This window comes from Ramlibacter pinisoli (assembly GCF_009758015.1).
GTDB classification, from domain to species: domain Bacteria; phylum Pseudomonadota; class Gammaproteobacteria; order Burkholderiales; family Burkholderiaceae_C; genus Ramlibacter; species Ramlibacter pinisoli.
This window is the reverse complement of the sequence record NZ_WSEL01000009.1, coordinates 1,189,789-1,207,117: the sequence shown is the minus strand read 5'-3', so window position 1 is coordinate 1,207,117 and position 17,329 is coordinate 1,189,789. Positions and strand designations below refer to the sequence as shown.

The window sequence follows — 17,329 nt, the reverse complement described above, 5'->3', positions numbered from 1 at the left end:
GGATGCTCCTAGGGATGGATGTCTCGGTAGCGTAATCGTACTACGCCAAGCGTAAAATGCGGTGCTCCGAATCGCCTACGCTCCGTCCATGCCCCGATCCGCCGCCGCCAAGCCCGCCGACCGCCGCCAGCGCGTGCAGTCGGCGGAGATGGGAATGGCCATCCTCAAGGCGCTGGCCGATCTCGGCGGCGCGGCCAGCCTGACCTCCCTTGCCAACTCCGTCGAGGAGAGCACGGCCAAGGTCCACCGCTACCTCGCGAGCCTCGCGCAGGAAGGCCTGGTGGCCCAGGACGCGGCGACCCAGCACTACTACCTCGGGCGCGAAGCCATCCGCATTGGCCTGGCCGCGCTGCGCCAGTGCGACCCGGTGCGCATGGGGGAGGGGGCATTGGTGCGGCTGCGCGAGCAGTTGCAGGTCACCTGCTTCATCGCCGTGATGGGCAACAAGGGCCCCACGGTCCTGCGCATGGAGGAGCCCGCCTTGCCGGTGACGGTGAACATGCGTCCGGGCTCGGTGCTGCCGCTGCTGTGGTCGGCGACCGGCCAGGCGTTCCTGGGCTTCTCGGACGAAGCCGCGGTGCTGCGCCAGGCGGAGGAGGAATTCGCCGCCGCCCCCGCCGAGCAGCGGGCCCTGCTGGCTGGGGCGCGGCCGATCGAGCGCCTGCGCCGCCAGGTGCGGGACCAGGGTTGCGCCATCGTCAACGACACCATGCTCAAGGGCATCAGCGCGGTCTCGGCGCCGATCTTCGACGCGACCGGCAAGGTCAGCGCCATGCTCACGGCGCTGGGGGCCAGCAGCGGGTTCGACGCGCGCCCGGGCGGCCGCATCTGCCCCGAGGTCATCCGCGAAGCACAGGCGATCAGCATCGCCTCGGGGCACGAGCCCGACCGTCGCGCCGCCGCCTGAGCGGTTTTTCCCTCATGTCGTAGCGGAAAAGCTGGACGCAGCACTTGGCGGGACAGCCGCCGTTCGCGTATTATGCGTAAACCGATTACGCAAAGCGTAGAACTCATGAACGCGCCACTTCCCCGCTCCGTCACCTCCGGCTGTCCCGTGGACCACGCTGCGCTGCGCGCGCCCAACGGCTGCCCCGTCAGCGCCCGCGCGGCCGCCTTCGACCCGTTCGAGGACGCCTACCTGCAGGATCCGCCGGAGTACCTGCGCTGGGCGCGCGAGCAGGAGCCGGTCTTCTACAACCCGACGCTGGGCTACTGGGTCGTCTCGCGCTACGACGACATCAAGGCCATCTTCCGCGACCACGGCAGCTTCAGTCCGTCGAACGCGCTGGAGAAGATCACCCCGCCCAGCGAGGCGGCGCAGCAGGTGCTCGCGTCGTACGGCTATGCGATGAGCCGCACGCTGGTCAACGAGGACGAGCCGGCCCACATGGCGCGGCGCAGGCTGTTGCTGGAGCCGTTCACGCCGGAGGCGCTGCGCCACCACGAGCCGCTGGTGCGCAAGCTGGCGCGCGAGTACGTGGACCGGTTCATCGACGACGGCCGCGCGGACCTGGTGGACCAGATGCTGTGGGAGGTGCCGCTGACCATCGCGCTGCACTTCCTGGGCGTGGACGAGGAGGACATGCCGCTGCTGCGCAAGTACTCGATCGCGCACACCGTCAACACCTGGGGGCGTCCCGACGAGCACGAGCAATTGCGGGTCGCGGACGCGGTGGGCAACTTCTGGCAGCTGGCCGGCAACATCCTGGAGAAGATGCGGCGCGATCCCTCCGGGACCGGCTGGATGAAGTTCGGCATCCGCATGCAGGCCGAGCATCCCGACGTCGTGACGGATTCGTACCTGCACTCGATGATGATGGCCGGCATCGTCGCCGCGCACGAGACCACGGCCAACGCCACGGCCAACGCGGTGCGCCTGCTGCTGCAGCACCCCACCGCGTGGCGCGAGCTGTGCGAGGACCCCTCGCTGATCCCGAACGCGGTGGAGGAGTGCCTGCGCTTTTCCGGATCGATCATCGCCTGGCGCCGCGTGGCCCTGCGCGACGTGGACGTCGCCGGCGTCACGCTGCCGGCCGGCTCCAGGGTGCTGATGGTGATGGCCTCGGGCAACCACGACGGCCGCCACTTCGCCGAGGCCGACCTGCTCGACATCCATCGCGACAACGCCGGCGACCACCTTTCCTTCGGTTACGGCGCGCACCAGTGCATGGGCAAGAACCTGGCGCGCATGGAGCTGCAGATCTTCCTGGAGGAGCTGTCGCGGCGCCTGCCGCACATGACGCTGGCGCCGCAGACCTTCCACTACCTGTCGAACACCTCGTTCCGCGGGCCGGAGCACCTGCTGGTGGAATGGGACCCGGCGCTCAACCCCGAGCGGCGCGACCCGGCCGTCCTGGGCCGGTCGCAACCGGTGCGCATCGGCGAGTCGTCCCGGGCCGCCGTCGCGCGGACGCTGCGGGTGGAGGGCGTGCGCACCGTCGCCGAGGACATCGTCGAGCTGCGGCTGGCGCCGGCCGACGGCCGTGCCCTCCCACGCTGGACGCCCGGCGCCCACATCGACCTCCTGTGCGGCGGGGAGGGGCTGTCGCGCCAGTACTCCCTGTGCGGCGATCCGGCCGACGCCGGCGCGCTGCAGGTGGCCGTGCTCAGGGATCCGGCCAGCCGCGGCGGCTCGGCGTGGATCCACGCGAACGCCAGGCCGGGCGACCTGCTCACGGTCCGCGGGCCGCGCAACCACTTCCGCTTCGAGGAGGAGGGCGCCCGCCGGGTGATCCTCGTGGCCGGCGGCATCGGCATCACCCCCATCGCTGCCATGGCCCGGCGCGCCCGCGAGCTGGGCATGGACTACGAGCTGCACTACAGCGGGCGGTCGCGTGCCACCATGGCCTACGTGCAGGAGCTGGCGGCGCTGCACGGCGACCGCCTGCACCTGCACGTCAGGGACGAGGGCACGCGCGCCGACTACCGCGCGTTGCTGGCCGAACCGCGGCCGGACACCCGCGTCTACGCTTGCGGTCCCGCACGGCTGCTGGACGAACTGGCCGCCTGCTGCGCCGCCTGGCCCGACGACGCGCTGCGCGTCGAGCACTTCCAGGCCGCGCCCGGCAAGCTCGACCCCAGCCGGGAGCTGGCGTTCGAGGTCGAGTGCAAGGACTCGGGCCTGGTCGTGTCCGTGCCCGCCGACCGCACGCTGCTGGAGGCGCTGCGCGCCGCGAACATCGACGTGCCGAGCGACTGCGGCGAGGGCCTGTGCGGCTCCTGCGAAGTGCACGTGCTGTCCGGCGAGGTGGACCACCGCGACGTGGTGCTCACCCGCGCCGAGCGACAGGCGGGCGACAAGATGATGGCCTGCTGTTCGCGCGCCTGCGCAGGCGGCCGGCTGGTCCTGGAAATCTGATGGCCCTGACTCCACAACCCATGAACATCCTCAAGATCCACCATGTCGCGTACCGCTGCAAGGACGCGAAGCAGACCGTCGAGTGGTACGCCAAGTACCTGGGCATGGACTTCCAGCTCGCCTTTGCCGAGGACCACGTGCCCTCGACCAAGGCGCCGGATCCGTACATGCACATCTTCCTGGATGCCGGCGGCGGCAACGTGCTCGCGTTCTTCGAGCTGCCGAACGCGCCCCAGATGGGCCGCGACGCCAACACGCCGGACTGGGTGCAGCACATCGCCTTCGAGGTCGGCTCCGTCGAGGAACTCGAACGCGTCAAGGCGCGGCTGCAGGCCGACGGCATCCCGGTGGTCGGCGTGACCGACCACACGCTGTTCAAGTCGATCTACTTCTTCGACCCGAACGGCCACCGGCTCGAGCTGGCCGCCGACACCAGCACGCCGGACCTCGCGGCCAAGGCGGCCGAGGTGAAGTGGGCGATGCTGGAGGAGTGGAGCCGCACCAAGCGCGCGCCCAAGCATGCAGCCTGGATGCACGAGAAGGCGCTGGGCGCATGACGGGCCTGAACGAGACCCATGATCCGGCGCTGCGCAGCTGGGTGGCCAGCGCCAACGAGCCGGCCGGGGACTTCCCCATCCAGAACCTTCCCTTCGGCATCTTCCGCCGGCGCGGGGCCGGCGAGCCATGGCGCGGCGGCGTAGCGATCGGCAACCAGGTGCTGGACCTGGCGGCCGTGGCCCGCATCGCCCCCTTCGAGGGGATGGCAGGCCGGGCGCTGCAGTCAGCTTCGGCGGACAGGCTCAACGGCTTGATGGCACTCGGGCCCGCGGCCTGGAGCCAGCTGCGGCTGGCCCTGTCGCGGGCGCTCCGCCAGGGCGCGAAGGAACAGCCGCTGCTCGAGAACTGCCTGGTGCCGCAGGCGCAGGCGGAGCACGAGGTTCCGGCGCTGGTGGGCGACTACACGGACTTCTACACGTCCATCCACCACGCCACCAACATCGGCCGCCAGTTCCGTCCGGACAACCCGCTGTTGCCCAACTACAAGTGGGTGCCGATCGGCTACCACGGCCGAAGCTCCAGCCTGGGCATCTCGGGCGAGGCCTTTGCGCGTCCGCAGGGCCAGACCATGGCGCCCGGCGCCGCACGGCCAGCCGTCGGCCCCTCCAGGCGGCTCGACATCGAACTGGAACTGGGCATCTGGATCGGCGCCGGCAACGCGCGCGGCGAGCCGATCCCGATCGACCGCGCCGAGGAGCACGTGTTCGGCATCAGCCTGCTCAACGACTGGTCCGCGCGCGACATCCAGGCCTGGGAATACCAGCCGCTCGGGCCCTTCCTGTCCAAGAGCTTCGCCACCACGCTGTCGCCGTGGATCGTGACGCTGGAGGCGCTGGAGCCGTTCCGCGCGCCGCTGGAGCGGCCCGATGGCGACCCGTCGCCGCTGCAGTACCTCGACTCGCCGCAGGTGCGCAGCCGGGGTGCCTTCGACATCGCACTCCAGGTGGAGCTGCAGACCGCCCGCATGGGCCAGGCCGGCATTCCTGCCGCCAGCATCAGCACGACGAACTACCGGCACGCCTACTGGACGGCGGCCCAGCTGGTGGCCCATCACACGGTCAACGGCTGCAACCTCCGGCCCGGCGACCTGTTCGGCAGCGGCACGCTGTCCGGCCCGACGCTGGCCCAGGCCGCGGCGCTGATCGAGCTCACCGAGGCCGGCAAGCACCCGGTGCAGCTGCCTGGTGGTGAAACCCGCACCTGGCTGGAAGACGGCGACACCGTCACCCTGCGTGGCCGGTGCGAGCGAGCGGGTGCCGCGCGCATCGGCTTCGGTCCCTGCACGGGCACGGTGCTACCAGCGCGCGGCTGAGCCAGGCGGCTGGCGGCCGCTTGCGGGAGCCAGCGGTCCTGGTCGGCGGCGCGACAATCCTGCGCATGTCGGAACCCCTGGACCTCCTGCTCAAGACCGAGATGCCCTATGGCAAGTACAAGGGCACGCTGATCGCCGACCTGCCGGGCAACTACCTGAACTGGTTCGCCCGGGAAGGCTTCCCGCCCGGGCAGTTGGGCCGCCTGCTTGCCTTGATGCACGAGATCGACCACAACGGGCTGCAGCACCTGCTCCGGCCCCTTCGCGCGGCCGGCAAGGGTGAGGGCGGGGCAAGCCCATGAGCACGGTCCGGATTGCCCTCGCGAACGTCCGCGCACCATCGACGCCGGAGGAATCCGTGCGACTGGCGACGGAGGCCGTCGGCGAGGCGGGCCGGCAAGGCGCGCTCGTGATCTGCTTTCCGGAGTGTTTCGTCCCGGGGTATCGGTGGCCCGGCAGCGTGGCGCCGCCGCCCGATCCGGTGTTCCTCGAGCGCGCCTGGGCCGAGGTCGCCGATGCCGCCAGGGCTGCCGGCGTGGCGGTCATCCTTGGAACCGAGCGAGTCACCGGGCGCGGCTTGCAGATCACCGCCTGCGTGATCGATGCGGACGGCTGCGTCCTGGGCTGGCAGGACAAGGGACAGATCGACCCCACCGAGGAGGCGACCTATCCCGCTCTGGCGACGGAACGCCGCGTCTTCAGGGTCGGCGCACTGACTTTCGGGGTGGTGATCTGCCACGAGGGCTGGCGCTACCCGGAGACCGTGCGCTGGGCCGTGCGTCGGGGTGCGCAGGTGGTCTTCCATCCGCATGCGAGCATCGCCCAGCCCGGGAGCTATCGCCCCGTCACATTCGCCGATCCCGCCAACACGTTCCACGAGAAGGCCATCCTTTGCCGGGCCGCGGAGAACACGTGCTACGTCGCGTCGGTGAACTGTGCGAGCGAGGGCTCCGGCACCACGTCGGCCATCGCGCGGCCGGACGGCACCCTGCAATGCTTCCAGCCCTACGGGCAGGAAGGCCTGCTGGTGGCGGACCTGGATCTCGGCGCGGCGACCGGGTTTCTCGCGGCACGGTGCCGCACGTCGTCGATCTAGCAAGCCACGCGACATCCGGCGCGTTCGTGATCCCGCTTGACGTCAGCGGATCGGCGCGCGCCCTGGTTCGTGCACGATCACGCCTTCGATCGCGTCTTCATGGCCCTCCCAGGGGCGCCGGTCGATCGCGCGCAGCGTGTCCGAGTAACCCGCCATCCAGCGCGAGCGGATCCCCTCGGCCGTGAAATCGATGTCCTTGGTGTGGTCCTCACCGTCCAGGCCCGGCGCCAGCAGGCGCACGACGTGCATCGTCGTGCCACAGCCCCACGCCATCAGGTCCTTGACCTCGGCCGACCGGAGCCTGGCCGGCGGCAGCTGCTTGCCCAGTTCGCGGATCACGTGCCTCAGGCGGTGCAGCTGCTTCTGCTTCTCGATGTGGCTGTCGGCGCGGCTCGCGTACTGGATGTCCTTCTGGCGACCGATCACCCGCCAGATCGTGTCCGGTTCGTCGCCTTGCGGACGCCACACGTTCACGCTGAAGATCACCGAGTCGCGGCGCGGCGTGTCTTCCAGCACGGCCTCGATCGGCGTGTTCGAGTAGATGCCGCCATCCCAGTACGGCTCGCCATCGATGCGGATCGCCGGAAACGCGGGCGGCAGCGCGCCCGACGCCATCACATGGTCAGGCGCCAGCGCCTCCTTGCGCGAATCGAAATAGCGCATCGCACCCGTTCGCACATTCACCGCGCCGACGGTCAGGCGTGGGCGGCAGGCCCGGACCAGCTCGAAATCGACCAGGGATGCGAGCGTGGAGCGCAGTTGCTCCGTGCTGTAGTACGCGGCTCCCTCCACCCCGAGCGGGAAGTGCATACCGACCCACGACGCGGGATTCGGGGCGAAGAACCCGGGGATTCCGTGGACGATGGTTTCCACGTTCCCGAAGTAGCCCGATGCCCCTGGCCACAGACGCAGGAAGGAGTCCAGGGGCGAGCTCTTCTGGACGCCGTCCCAGAACGCATGCAGGCGCGCGAGCCGATGCTCGGGCCGGTTGCCGGCGATGATCGCCGCGTTGATGGCACCGATCGAGGTGCCGATGACCCAGTCGGGCTCGATGCCGCGCTCATGCATCGCTTCATACACGCCGGCCTGGTAGGCGCCGAGGGCTCCGCCACCTTGAAAGACCAGGACCACCTGGCTGGACAGCGGGGGGTGTGCACGCGCTTTGGCGCGCACGCTGGCGGCTCGGCGGGCGGCGGGGCCGCTCACGCGGCCTCCTCACGGCGTCGGCCTGCGGTCCGTGCGGACGGGGTTGACATGTGGAGCGAGGGTTGGCGGGTCCGGACGATGCATCGTTCACGGGGATGCCGGTCAGGTTGTACCCGGCAAGTTGCCCGATTGCCAGCGTGCCGTCGACGTGGGGATGAGCTTGGGCATGCCTGCGTCCAGCGGCGCGCCAGCGCGATGGCGCTGCTTCGCCGGGTTGGAAGGAGCCCTCGATACCTCGGCAACGCTGCGTTTGGAACCGCTGACAACGCGATTGCGCGTTGTCCGACTGCTCGACCGGGCGGCAGCGCCAACAGTTCCCCGACCCCCGGGGATTGTCATGAAGCCAACCCACCTGCTCCTGATGGTGATGCTGTCCGCTTGCGGCGGTGGTGGTGGTGGTGGTGGTGGTGGTGGTGGTGGTGGTGGTGGTCCTGCTCCGCTTCCCCCGCAGCCCCTGCCCCTGGCCACATCGGTGGCAGTCTCGGGCCTGAGTACGCCCGTCTTCGCCACCGCACCCGACGGGGATGCACGTCTCTTCATCGTCGAGCGTGCTGGCCGCATCGTGGTCGCGCAGGGAGGCGCGAGATCGGCCACGCCCTTCCTGGACATCTCGGCGCGGGTCGGCACCACAGGCGAAGGCGGTCTCCTGTCGATGGCGTTCGACCCGCAATATGCCCTCAATGGGTTCTTCTATGTCTATTTCACGGAGACGAGCGGCGACATCGCGGTCGAGCGCTTCCGGGTCTCACCCGCCAATCCCGATGTCGCGGACCCGGCGCCGCTTCGCATCCTGACGATTCCCCACCGCGCGTTCTCCAATCACAAGGGCGGGCTGGTCAGGTTCGGACCCGATGGCTTCCTCTACCTCGGGACCGGCGATGGCGGAGGCAACGGCGATCCACCCGGGAACGCGCAGAACCTCGACTCGCTGCTGGGCAAGCTCCTGCGCATCGACGTGCGCCAGGCCAGCGCCGGCACCCCCTACACCATCCCCTCGACCAATCCATTCGTGGGCCTGCCGGGCCGGCGCGCCGAGATCTGGGCCTATGGGCTGCGCAACCCCTGGCGCTTCGCATTCGATCCGGCCAGCGACCGTCTCTACATCGGCGACGTCGGAGAGGGCCGCATCGAGGAAGTGGATGTGAGCGCCGCTGACAGCGCAGGGCTCAATTACGGCTGGAATGCCACCGAAGGGACGTCATGCTTCCGGACGGATCCCTGTGACAAGACCGGCTTCACCTTGCCGGTGCTGGAGTACGCGCACGATCCGGCTGGCGGATGTTCCATCATCGGCGGGTTCGTCTATCGCGGGAGCGCAGTCCCCGAGCTGCAGGGACGGTACTTCTATTCAGACCTCTGCAGCGGCTGGCTGCGCAGCTTCGTGTTCAGCGGCGGCGCTGCCACGGACCAGCGGCAATCCATCGCGAACATGGGGACGGTCCTCTCCTTCGGCGAAGACGGACAGAAGGAGCTGTACGTCCTCACGGCGGCGGGACAGGTGCTGCGGATCAACCGCGTGGCCCAGTAACGAGGGGCGCGCGGGCCGGTGCGTTCAGCCGCCTGCCCGTTGTCGGCTGACGAGGTGGAGGCAGTCTTCAAGAGCCCGGTCAGCAGCGGCCCGTGCGTCCAACAGCTGCTGCCGAAGGACACTGAAGGGAATCGTCATCGATCCAGCGCCTTCGCGGGCCTGCGCCATCATCGACCTCTTCTCGAGCTCCCTGACCACGCGCTCGGCGTCATGCCATCGTTGAAACTGCGCGTCCATCTACCGGGCCACCCCTCTGTGAGCAAAGCCCGCCAGCGTACTTGCGCCGTGTCATGACCCGCCCCCTCTTCGCGGGGGGGGGGGCTTGCTAGGGGGCTGTCCAGCGCAGGCGGCGTTGAACGAACAACCGCGCGCCGGGGGCCTGCACCCCTACCACAAGGCCGGACCTCGCATCTGCACAGAGCGCGTGGAGAACCCTGTGGAGAACTGACTGGCAACCGTGCGAGGCCCAGTCACGGAGCGCGTCCCAGCGGATCGCCCATTTCTTGAGCAGCACCAAGGGAGGCTGGCGAATTCCGGAGCCGGCGTGGCTGGGATGACACATTGGATGCCCGCATGACTGCTTTCCATCAGATTGCGCGACGCTTTCACCGTGGATCGTCTCGCCTCGGGCGCGCATCGCCGCCTTTTCGCTCCTCCGAGTGCACGGGCTCACGGCCGGTGACTTCAGCTGTTGGCTGAATCTCCAGGTAGCGACTCAAAGGTCTCGATCACGGCACCGAGATACTGCCGTATCTGCGCCTCGGAGGCGAAGCCCACCACCGGACATCCACCTTCCGATTCGAGCGTCGTGCGTACTTCTTGCAAGAGAGCTCGAATCTCGGCGCTTTCGGAATAATCGATCCACAACCTCCGGCCCGCGTGCTTCGCCTCGAGATCGTATCGCTCGTGCAGAAGGTAGAACAGCGCCAGGACTCGTGTCCTGGCGTCCTTGGCGGCGGAAATCATGCCTCGATTCAACCAATCCATGTCAGCGCCCGAAGTGACGTCAATCGCGCCAGAAGCCGGTTTCCGGGACGTGCGGAATCTGCTGGCGCTCGTACGCACGTAAGTGCCTTCCTGGCTTGCCGGCAAATCTGCCGGACTACACCAGTCCGACTGGCAAGCAGTTTGGCAGCAGGCCGTAGCGCGGGCAAGTTGAGCAGCTCAGCCGGCGCTGGGCACACTTTCTCAGACCAGGTTCATCAGGAAGGAGCCATCCAGGGGAGCTGGCACTCCTTCGACGGGCCGTCATTCCTGGTCGGGCGCTGAGGTACCTGCAGTTGGGCCGCCGGGACCCTGGACACTTGAGGTGACAGAACGCGCACGCTTGTTGGCGGTCTGCTCCCAAGAGTGCGGGGTCGCCGTGCAGAGATTTGCGGGCTAGGAGCCGGCTTGCCGAATAGGTCACGGCCCTGCCTTGCCCACCTACGCCATTGAACTTCTGCGTCCGGCGCCTCGGACAACAGTCGTCCTACATTGGCTAGAGGCTGGGGGAGCATAGAAAGGGACTGTCTCACTCTGGAGTTGCCATGAAATCGTTCCCTTTGATGATCGCTGCTGTTGCCTTTTCGACAATCGCAGCCGCACAGACGCCAACCGCCACGACCAATGCCGGCGCGGCGAAGGCGGACGCCAAGGCCATGAAGAAGCAGTCTGAGGCCGAATACAAGGAGGCCAAGAAGTCGTGCAGCGCGATGAAGGGCGATGAACGCGAGACCTGTCTGAAGGACGCCAAGGCCACGCATGAAAAGGCCGAAGCCGATGCACGCGGAAAGCACGAAATGGCCGAAGCGAAAACGGACAAGGAAAAGGCCGAAGTGTCCAGGAAGGTCGAAAAGGAAAAGGCGGAGGCCACCAAGAAGTCGGCCAATTGACTTCGTTGGCGCCGGCACTCGTGGGAGAGACCGGCGCTGACACGCCAGCGGTCAATCAGGCTCGGACGCACCGCCACACCGTCGACCAGGTGCCGACGCAGCCCAGCGGTGGCGGTTCGTCGCGAGTATGAAGCGACGGATGCCTACGCAGACTTCCCGCGCACACCGCCTGGTCACTTAGGTTCGCATGGACTTCTCACTCTCACTTCTCCTCGATCCGCAAGCGGTTCAGGAGCTGTTGAGATCGAACTGGACTTTGGGCTTGATCGTTGCTGCGGGGGTCATCTTTCTAGAGACCGGAGTCGTGGTGTTTCCGTTCCTGCCGGGTGACTCCCTGTTGTTTGCGCTTGGCGCATCTGCTGCAATTGCGAGCCGCTCACCTTGGCCTGTGTGGGCTACGGTCCTTGTTGCTGCGGTATTAGGCGACGCAGTCAACTACACAGTCGCGCGGACGGCCGTCGGACCGTGGGTGATTCGCCGGGGATGGATTCGTGCGAGCCATCTCAAGCGCACACGCGACTACTTTGCACGATTCGGCGGATCCGCTGTGACCATCGGGCGGTTCGTTCCTGTTGTCAGGACCATCGCCCCCTTCGTTGCGGGCTTTTCGGAGATGCCGGTTCGGCGCTTTCTTGCTTTCAATGCTTTGGGTGGTGTTCTTTGGTCAGCGCTCATGATCGGCCTCGGCTCCTTCACAGGTCGCATCCCATGGGTCCAGCAGCACTTCGGCTGGGTAACCCTCGGGATCGTCATCCTGTCGCTTGTTCCCCTTGCGATCCAGTTCATGCGCTCTCGATAGTGCGGTGCGGCGGGCGAGGCTCTTGGAGCTCGGGGCTGCCGAAGACGATGCAAGTCGAACCGGCTCAGAGGTCGCCGACGACGTTTGCGAAAGGGTGAGGGGCAAGAAGAAGCGCGAGCGTGCAGGCCCATCGAAGACTGGAGCCAGACACTCGGGGCGCTCTGCTGAGGCGGGCCGATCCGCGCGGGCTCGGCCGTGGCGCATCGCTTACCCTGTGCTTCGATCCGTGACCTCCCGCGGCCGCCGCCGTGCGGACATCCCGAGCTCTGCAACTCCACTACATCGCGAGGCCCCCTCATGAAGATCCTGATGGTTCTCACGTCGCACGACCGGCTCGGCGACACCGGAAAGAAGACCGGCTTCTGGCTCGAGGAGTTGGCCGCGCCCTATTACGTGTTCCAGGATGCCGACGCCGACATCACGCTCGCCTCGCCGCTGGGCGGCCAGCCTCCGCTCGACCCCAAGAGCGATGAACCCGATGCCCAGACCGACGCGACCCGGCGTTTCCGCGCCGACAAAGCGGCGATGCAGGCCCTGGCCTCCACCCGCACGCTCGCGTCGATGCGCGCCGATGACTTTGACGCGGTGTTCTACCCGGGCGGCCACGGCCCGCTGTGGGACCTGGCCGAAAGCCGCGATTCCGCCGCCCTGATCGAGGCTACGCTGGCTGCCGGCAAGCCGGTGGCGGCGGTGTGCCATGCGCCCGGCGTCCTGCGCGATGTCAAGACGCCCGACGGCGCACCGCTGGTGAGGGGCAAGCGCGTGACGGGCTTCTCCAACAGCGAGGAGGCGGCCGTCGGCCTGACCAAGGTGGTGCCGTTCCTGGTGGAGGACATGCTCAAGGCCGAAGGCGCCCTCTACAGCAAGGGCAGCGACTGGCAGTCCTATGTTGTCACCGACGGGCTGCTAGTCACCGGCCAGAACCCGGCCTCGTCGGGGGCGGGCGCCCAGGCGCTGTTGCAGGTCCTGCAAGCGACCTCGGCGGACGCCGCACGGTAGGCGCGCCACGGCCTGCAGCAGCTCCTAGGCCGTAGAACAGTCGACCCGGCGCGCTTTCAACGGTGCGCGCCCTGCACCAGCGTCCGGCCCTTGCCGTCCGGCGGCGAAGGGGGCGACGCAGGGTTCCGCGCCGCCCATGCGCTCGCCCCCGGGCGGTGCAAGAAGGAGGCTGGGCGCAATCATTACTGCAGGTCGCTTGGGGCGAGGCCCGCAAGGGCGATCTTGGCCTTGAGCTCGTCCGCTTCCGGGACAGTGGCGTACGCAAGCCAGCTGAAGGCCAGCTTTGCGCATTCCTGAGCCGTATCGGCGATCTGCGATTCTTCCGTCAGCACAGACACCTTCAGTCCGAAGACCTTGGCGATTTCGGGCGTCGGGTGGTCCTGAATGAGATTGACCTCGAATTCAAGTCCCTCGAGCTTGAAGCGAGCGATGCGAAAGTCACCGCCCTCCCTAGGGCTCAGCCGTACCTCGGTGTACATGACGTACGCATCGTGGCGGCTGCTCAATTCCGCCACGAAATGCTCCTCTGTCAGGGGGGAGAGTGCATTGCGCAGCTCCGAGGTGAAGACGGCAAGAAAGGTGATGGCGGGGTTTTGACGCAGGTCCATAGTCCATTCTCCTTTTGTTGCCTGCTCCGTGCAGTAGACCGCCCCCGGGCCTCAATCAAGGCCACGCAAGGCTATTGCGCTCCAGCAGAAGGTGCCAGCTTCAGCTACGCGGGCGTGCAGAAGCCGCCCGTGATGCCTTTCTCCGTCCCGATGCGGGGCGGCCCTGCACGCGAGTCGGGTTCCAGTCAGCCAACGTCGGTCGATCGCCGGCCGCGCGCTCCCAGGTTTCCTACCTGCAGCGCCGCTGCCCGCGCACATGGTCGGGTGCGGGCCGATGCCAGCATGGGCGCATCCAAACAATGTGGAGTGACTCCATGCGCAAGAACATCCTCGTCGCCGCTTCGGTGCTGGCTTTCGTCGCCGCCTCACCGATGGCCCAGGCCAAGGGCTGCCTGAAGGGTGCCGCCGTCGGGGGCGTGGCCGGCCATGTGGCCGGCAACCACGGAGCCGTCGGCGCTGCAGCCGGCTGCGCCGTGGGTGCCCATCACGCCAAGAAGAAGGACGAGGCGCAGCAGGCCGACCAGGCGGCGCAGAAGACCCAACAGTCGCAGCAGCCGCAACAGGCCGCGCCCGCGGCACCGGCCAACAAGTCCTGACGGTCCGCGGCACTCCAGAACGTGCTGGGTGCGCTGCGATGCATGTCCTTGCGCCGCTCGAGGCGGAAGGCGTGCGCGACCTCTCGTCGCGCACGCGTTGATCGCAAGCTGTGCACGGGCTGGCACGCCGGGGTGGACCGTTCTGCGATGAGCTGGCCGGGTCAGTGGTAGGTCAGGCGCCCGCCTCTGGATGCGCCCATACTTTAGCGGTCTCGCACGCTGGCGTGCGCTCACGAGGGCGTTGATGATCGAAGAGCGGCAGGTGGATCAGGCTCTCCTCGCGGTCCCGCGTCCTGAGACGCTCGATCCGAGGGAGCCGCCGCACACGGTGCTGCACGCGACCACAGACGTGCGCAGGGTTGGTGTCGCCATCCTGGCCACCGTTGCGGCCATGGCAATGCTGAAGTGGGCCAGTGCCTTCTTCATTCCCTTGTTGGTGAGCTTCGTCTTCTACTACGCGCTGTCGCCGATCGTGGATGCGATGGCCCGACTTCGCATTCCGCGCGCCGCGGGCGCCGCCCTGCTCGTCATTGGCATGCTCGTTAGCGGCGGCGGTGCCGCTTGGTGGCTCGCGGATGACGCCAACACCATCATCAACTCACTGCCTGTCGCGGCGCAGCGCCTGCGGCAATTGCTGAACGAGAAGTTGGGCCAGAGTCACGGGGCGCTGCAGCCGGTGCAACGTGCTGCGGACGAGCTGGCGCAGGTGGTGGAGGACGCCGCCGGGCGTAGCACTTCGAGGGCGCCGAGCGGCGTTCAGCGCGTGCGCGTCGAGAAGCCTCAGTTCGACATCCGTGAGCACCTATGGAGCGGTGCCATGGGGCTGACCACCGCCGTGGGCCAGATGGTGCTGGTGACCTTCCTCACCTACTTCCTGCTGGTGTCCGGCGACAGCTTCCGGCGCAAGCTTGTCAAGATCACTGGGCCGGGGCTGGCGCAGAAGAAGCTCACCGTACAAGCGCTCGACGAGATCAACGTCCAGATCCAACGCTACCTGCTGGTGCAGTTGCTCACCAGCCTCGGCGTTGGCATCGTCTCCGGTGCGGCGTTCGCCTGGATCGGACTGACGCACGCCGCCGCTTGGGGGGTGGCAGCCGGCCTCCTGAATCTGGTTCCCTACTTGGGCTCCATCCTCATTGCCGTCTGCAGCGGAGCCGCGGCTTTCCTGCAGACCGGCGATGCCGAACTGCCGACCATGGTAGTGGGCGCCTCACTCGTCATCCACACCATGACGGGTAACCTCATAGTCCCCTGGCTGACTAGCGCCGCAAGCAGCATCAACGCTGTATCGGTGTTTGTAGGCGTGCTGTTCTGGGCTTGGCTCTGGGGAGTGTGGGGCCTGCTGTTGGGCGTGCCAGTGATGATGATCATCAAGGCGGTGTGCGACCGTGTCGACAACTTGAAACCACTGGGCGAGTTGCTGGGCGATTGAGCAGTCGTTCCCTCTTGCCGACCAGCAGCCCCGATGCCGAGGCACTGCACGACCGGCTACGCTTTGTAGCTGTCTTCGATCCGCGTCCATTCGTCGATCCCGACGATGCGCTTGTAGTCGTCGAAACTGACCCCCGTGCCGCTCAGCCGCAACTCGCCAGACGCGATGTCGGCCAGCGTCTCGCGCATGGAGGCGGTGGCCCGCATCAGCAGCGAGATACCGTAGATCACGATGCGGAAGCCCAGCTCCTCGAGCTGCGCCGGCCGCAGGATGGGCGTGCGGCCGCCCTCGAGCATGTTGGCCAGCAACGGGACGTCGAACTCCCGGCCGATGCGGGCCATCTCCTCCACGCTCATCGGCGACTCGATGAACAGGCCGTCCGCGCCGGCGCGCAGGTACTGCTCGCCGCGGCGCAGCGCCTCGTCCAGGCCGACCACCTCGCGCGCGTCGGTGCGGGCGATCAGGAAGGTGTCGGGATTGCTGCGCTCGGACGCCGCCGCGCGGATCTTGGCCGCCATCTCCTGCGCCGGCACGATGGCCTTGCCCGCGATGTGGCCGCAACGCTTGGGACTGACCTGGTCCTCGAAGAACAGCGCCTGGGCGCCGAGCGCTTCCAGCGTACGCACCGTGTGCACGACGTTCTTCACGTCGCCGTAGCCGTTGTCGGCGTCCACCAGCGCCGGCAGGTCCGTGACCGCCAGGATGTCGCGGTAGGCATCGGCGAATTCGCGCAGGCCCAGCAGGCCCAGGTCGGGAAGGCCGTGGCGCACGCCCGCGACCGGGAAGCCACCGATGAAGAAGGCCTTGAATCCCGTCTGCCGGATGAGAAGCGCCGACAGCGCGTCATGCGCACCGGGCAGCACCAGGGGTCGCTCGGAGGCGACCAGTTCACGGAAACGGTTCATTCGAATTTCACTCCTGCGTCGCGCGCCACCTTGCCCCACCGGACGCGGTCCTCTCGCATCACGCGAGCCAGGTCGTCGGGGGTGCCGGGTGCCGGCTCGGCGCCCTGGGCGGCCAGCTTGTCCTGCACGTCGGTCGACTGCAGCGCCTTGTTCAGTTCGCCATTGAGGCGGGCGACCACGTCCCTGGGCGTGGTCGCGGGGGCGACCAGCGCGAACCAGGTCACGCCTTCGAAGCCGGCCAGGCCCGACTCGGCGACGGTCGGCAGGTCGGGCGCGAGCGCCGAGCGCTTGATGCCCGTGACCGCCAGCCCGCGGATCTTGCCGGCCCGCACCTGCGGCAGGGTCCAGACGATCGAGTCGAACTGGTAGTCGACCTGCCCCGACACCACGTCCGCCAGCGCCTGCACGCCGGTCTTGTACGGGATATGCACGGCCTGGATGCCGGCGGCGGCGTTGAACGCCTCGGCCACCAGGTGCGTGATGGTGCCGTTGCCGCTGGAGGCGAAGCTCAGCGCGCCCGGCTTGGACTTCGCCAGTTGCACCAGGTCCTTCATCGTCGCGGCCCCGGACTTCGGGCTGGCCACCAGGACGTTGGGCGCCCGTGCCACCAGGCCAACCGGCGCGAAGTCCGCAACCGCGTCGTACGCCAGCTTCGGGTTGGCCACCGGCAGGATGGAATGCGTGCTGGTGGTCGCCAGCAGCAGCGTGAGGCCGTCGCCGGGCGCCTTGGCGACCTGTTCGCTGGCGATGGCCCCGGCGGCGCCGGGCCGGTTCTCCACCACGACAGGCTGCCCGAGGCCTTCCCCGAGCTTCTGGCCGACCAGGCGCGCGATGGCGTCGGTGGAACCGCCCGCCGCGAACGGAACGACCAGCTTGATCGGGCGCGCGGCCGGGGCTTGCGCGTGGGCGACGCCGGTGGCCAGCAGGGCTCCGGCCATCAGCAGGCGGCGGCGGGCATTGCCCGCGCCGGTGAATATCGTCATCGTGTCTCCTCGTGTCTGGACGTCCACCACCTTAGCGGCGCCCGCCGCGGTTGGGAAATGCTGGTTTCCGATGCA

At 68.1% G+C, this 17,329-nt stretch carries 17 protein-coding genes; 12 read left to right on the top strand and 5 right to left on the bottom strand.

Translation table 11 applies throughout. The features are described from left to right. The first annotated feature begins 88 nt into the window (after positions 1–88). The 6 genes from GON04_RS20145 (at position 89) to GON04_RS20120 (ending at position 6,324) form a co-directional block, all read left to right on the top strand. The gene (locus tag GON04_RS20145) at positions 89–907 is read left to right on the top strand and encodes an IclR family transcriptional regulator (RefSeq protein WP_157399787.1); all 819 of its coding nucleotides are present in this window, start codon (positions 89–91) and stop codon (positions 905–907) included. 105 nt (positions 908–1,012) lie between these two features. Beyond that, a complete protein-coding gene (locus GON04_RS20140; protein WP_198349363.1) occupies positions 1,013–3,358 on the top strand; it encodes a cytochrome P450/oxidoreductase in 2,346 nt (781 codons plus the stop codon). A 20-nt stretch (positions 3,359–3,378) separates the two neighbouring features. After that, complete coding sequence (locus GON04_RS20135; RefSeq protein WP_157399785.1) at positions 3,379–3,915, top strand: VOC family protein; 537 nt, start codon at positions 3,379–3,381, stop codon at positions 3,913–3,915. Beyond that, positions 3,912–5,228, top strand: a complete 1,317-nt coding sequence (fahA, locus tag GON04_RS20130; RefSeq protein ID WP_157399784.1) for a fumarylacetoacetase — start codon at positions 3,912–3,914, stop codon at positions 5,226–5,228. The genes GON04_RS20135 and fahA overlap by 4 nt, the downstream gene beginning before the upstream one ends. 65 nt (positions 5,229–5,293) lie before the next feature. Further along, positions 5,294–5,530, top strand: a complete 237-nt coding sequence (locus GON04_RS20125; protein WP_157399783.1) for a DUF3820 family protein — start codon at positions 5,294–5,296, stop codon at positions 5,528–5,530. After that, positions 5,527–6,324: a carbon-nitrogen hydrolase family protein gene (locus tag GON04_RS20120; protein WP_157399782.1), complete on the top strand. Its 798-nt coding sequence runs from the start codon at positions 5,527–5,529 to the stop codon at positions 6,322–6,324. Before GON04_RS20125 ends, GON04_RS20120 begins: the two co-directional genes overlap by 4 nt. 42 nt (positions 6,325–6,366) lie before the next feature. Here GON04_RS20120 and GON04_RS20115 read toward each other — a convergent pair whose 3' ends face one another. Then, on the bottom strand, positions 6,367–7,530 hold the full coding sequence (locus GON04_RS20115; RefSeq protein ID WP_338051024.1) for a patatin-like phospholipase family protein: 1,164 nt from the start codon (positions 7,528–7,530) through the stop codon (positions 6,367–6,369). A gap of 337 nt (positions 7,531–7,867) precedes the next feature. On the opposite strand from GON04_RS20115, the gene GON04_RS20110 reads away from it, so the two are divergent. Continuing rightward, a complete protein-coding gene (locus GON04_RS20110) occupies positions 7,868–9,058 on the top strand; it encodes a PQQ-dependent sugar dehydrogenase (protein WP_157399781.1) in 1,191 nt (396 codons plus the stop codon). A gap of 684 nt (positions 9,059–9,742) precedes the next feature. On the opposite strand, the gene GON04_RS20105 is transcribed toward GON04_RS20110, so the two are convergent. Further along, positions 9,743–10,024 (bottom strand): hypothetical protein, encoded by a 282-nt coding sequence (locus GON04_RS20105; protein ID WP_157399780.1) that lies wholly within the window; start codon positions 10,022–10,024, stop codon positions 9,743–9,745. Between the two features lie 563 nt (positions 10,025–10,587). Between GON04_RS20105 and GON04_RS20100 the strand changes: the two genes are divergently transcribed. The 3 genes from GON04_RS20100 (at position 10,588) to GON04_RS20090 (ending at position 12,730) form a co-directional block, all read left to right on the top strand. Further along, positions 10,588–10,932, top strand: a complete 345-nt coding sequence (locus GON04_RS20100) for a hypothetical protein (RefSeq protein ID WP_157399779.1) — start codon at positions 10,588–10,590, stop codon at positions 10,930–10,932. Positions 10,933–11,119: 187 nt separating this feature from the next. Beyond that, positions 11,120–11,731 (top strand): DedA family protein, encoded by a 612-nt coding sequence (locus GON04_RS20095; protein WP_157399778.1) that lies wholly within the window; start codon positions 11,120–11,122, stop codon positions 11,729–11,731. A 297-nt stretch (positions 11,732–12,028) separates the two neighbouring features. Continuing rightward, positions 12,029–12,730: a type 1 glutamine amidotransferase domain-containing protein gene (locus GON04_RS20090; RefSeq protein ID WP_157399777.1), complete on the top strand. Its 702-nt coding sequence runs from the start codon at positions 12,029–12,031 to the stop codon at positions 12,728–12,730. Between the two features lie 182 nt (positions 12,731–12,912). Here GON04_RS20090 and GON04_RS20085 read toward each other — a convergent pair whose 3' ends face one another. Further along, a complete protein-coding gene (locus GON04_RS20085; protein ID WP_157399776.1) occupies positions 12,913–13,338 on the bottom strand; it encodes a hypothetical protein in 426 nt (141 codons plus the stop codon). A 314-nt stretch (positions 13,339–13,652) separates the two neighbouring features. Between GON04_RS20085 and GON04_RS20080 the strand changes: the two genes are divergently transcribed. After that, a complete protein-coding gene (locus GON04_RS20080) occupies positions 13,653–13,934 on the top strand; it encodes a hypothetical protein (protein WP_157399775.1) in 282 nt (93 codons plus the stop codon). A gap of 244 nt (positions 13,935–14,178) precedes the next feature. Beyond that, complete coding sequence (locus tag GON04_RS20075) at positions 14,179–15,366, top strand: AI-2E family transporter (protein WP_157399774.1); 1,188 nt, start codon at positions 14,179–14,181, stop codon at positions 15,364–15,366. 56 nt (positions 15,367–15,422) lie between these two features. On the opposite strand, the gene GON04_RS20070 is transcribed toward GON04_RS20075, so the two are convergent. Both GON04_RS20070 and GON04_RS20065 read right to left on the bottom strand, forming a co-directional pair. Next, a complete protein-coding gene (locus tag GON04_RS20070; RefSeq protein WP_157399773.1) occupies positions 15,423–16,271 on the bottom strand; it encodes an isocitrate lyase/PEP mutase family protein in 849 nt (282 codons plus the stop codon). Further along, complete coding sequence (locus tag GON04_RS20065; RefSeq protein ID WP_157399772.1) at positions 16,268–17,254, bottom strand: Bug family tripartite tricarboxylate transporter substrate binding protein; 987 nt, start codon at positions 17,252–17,254, stop codon at positions 16,268–16,270. Before GON04_RS20065 ends, GON04_RS20070 begins: the two co-directional genes overlap by 4 nt. Between the last annotated feature and the right edge of the window lie 75 nt (positions 17,255–17,329).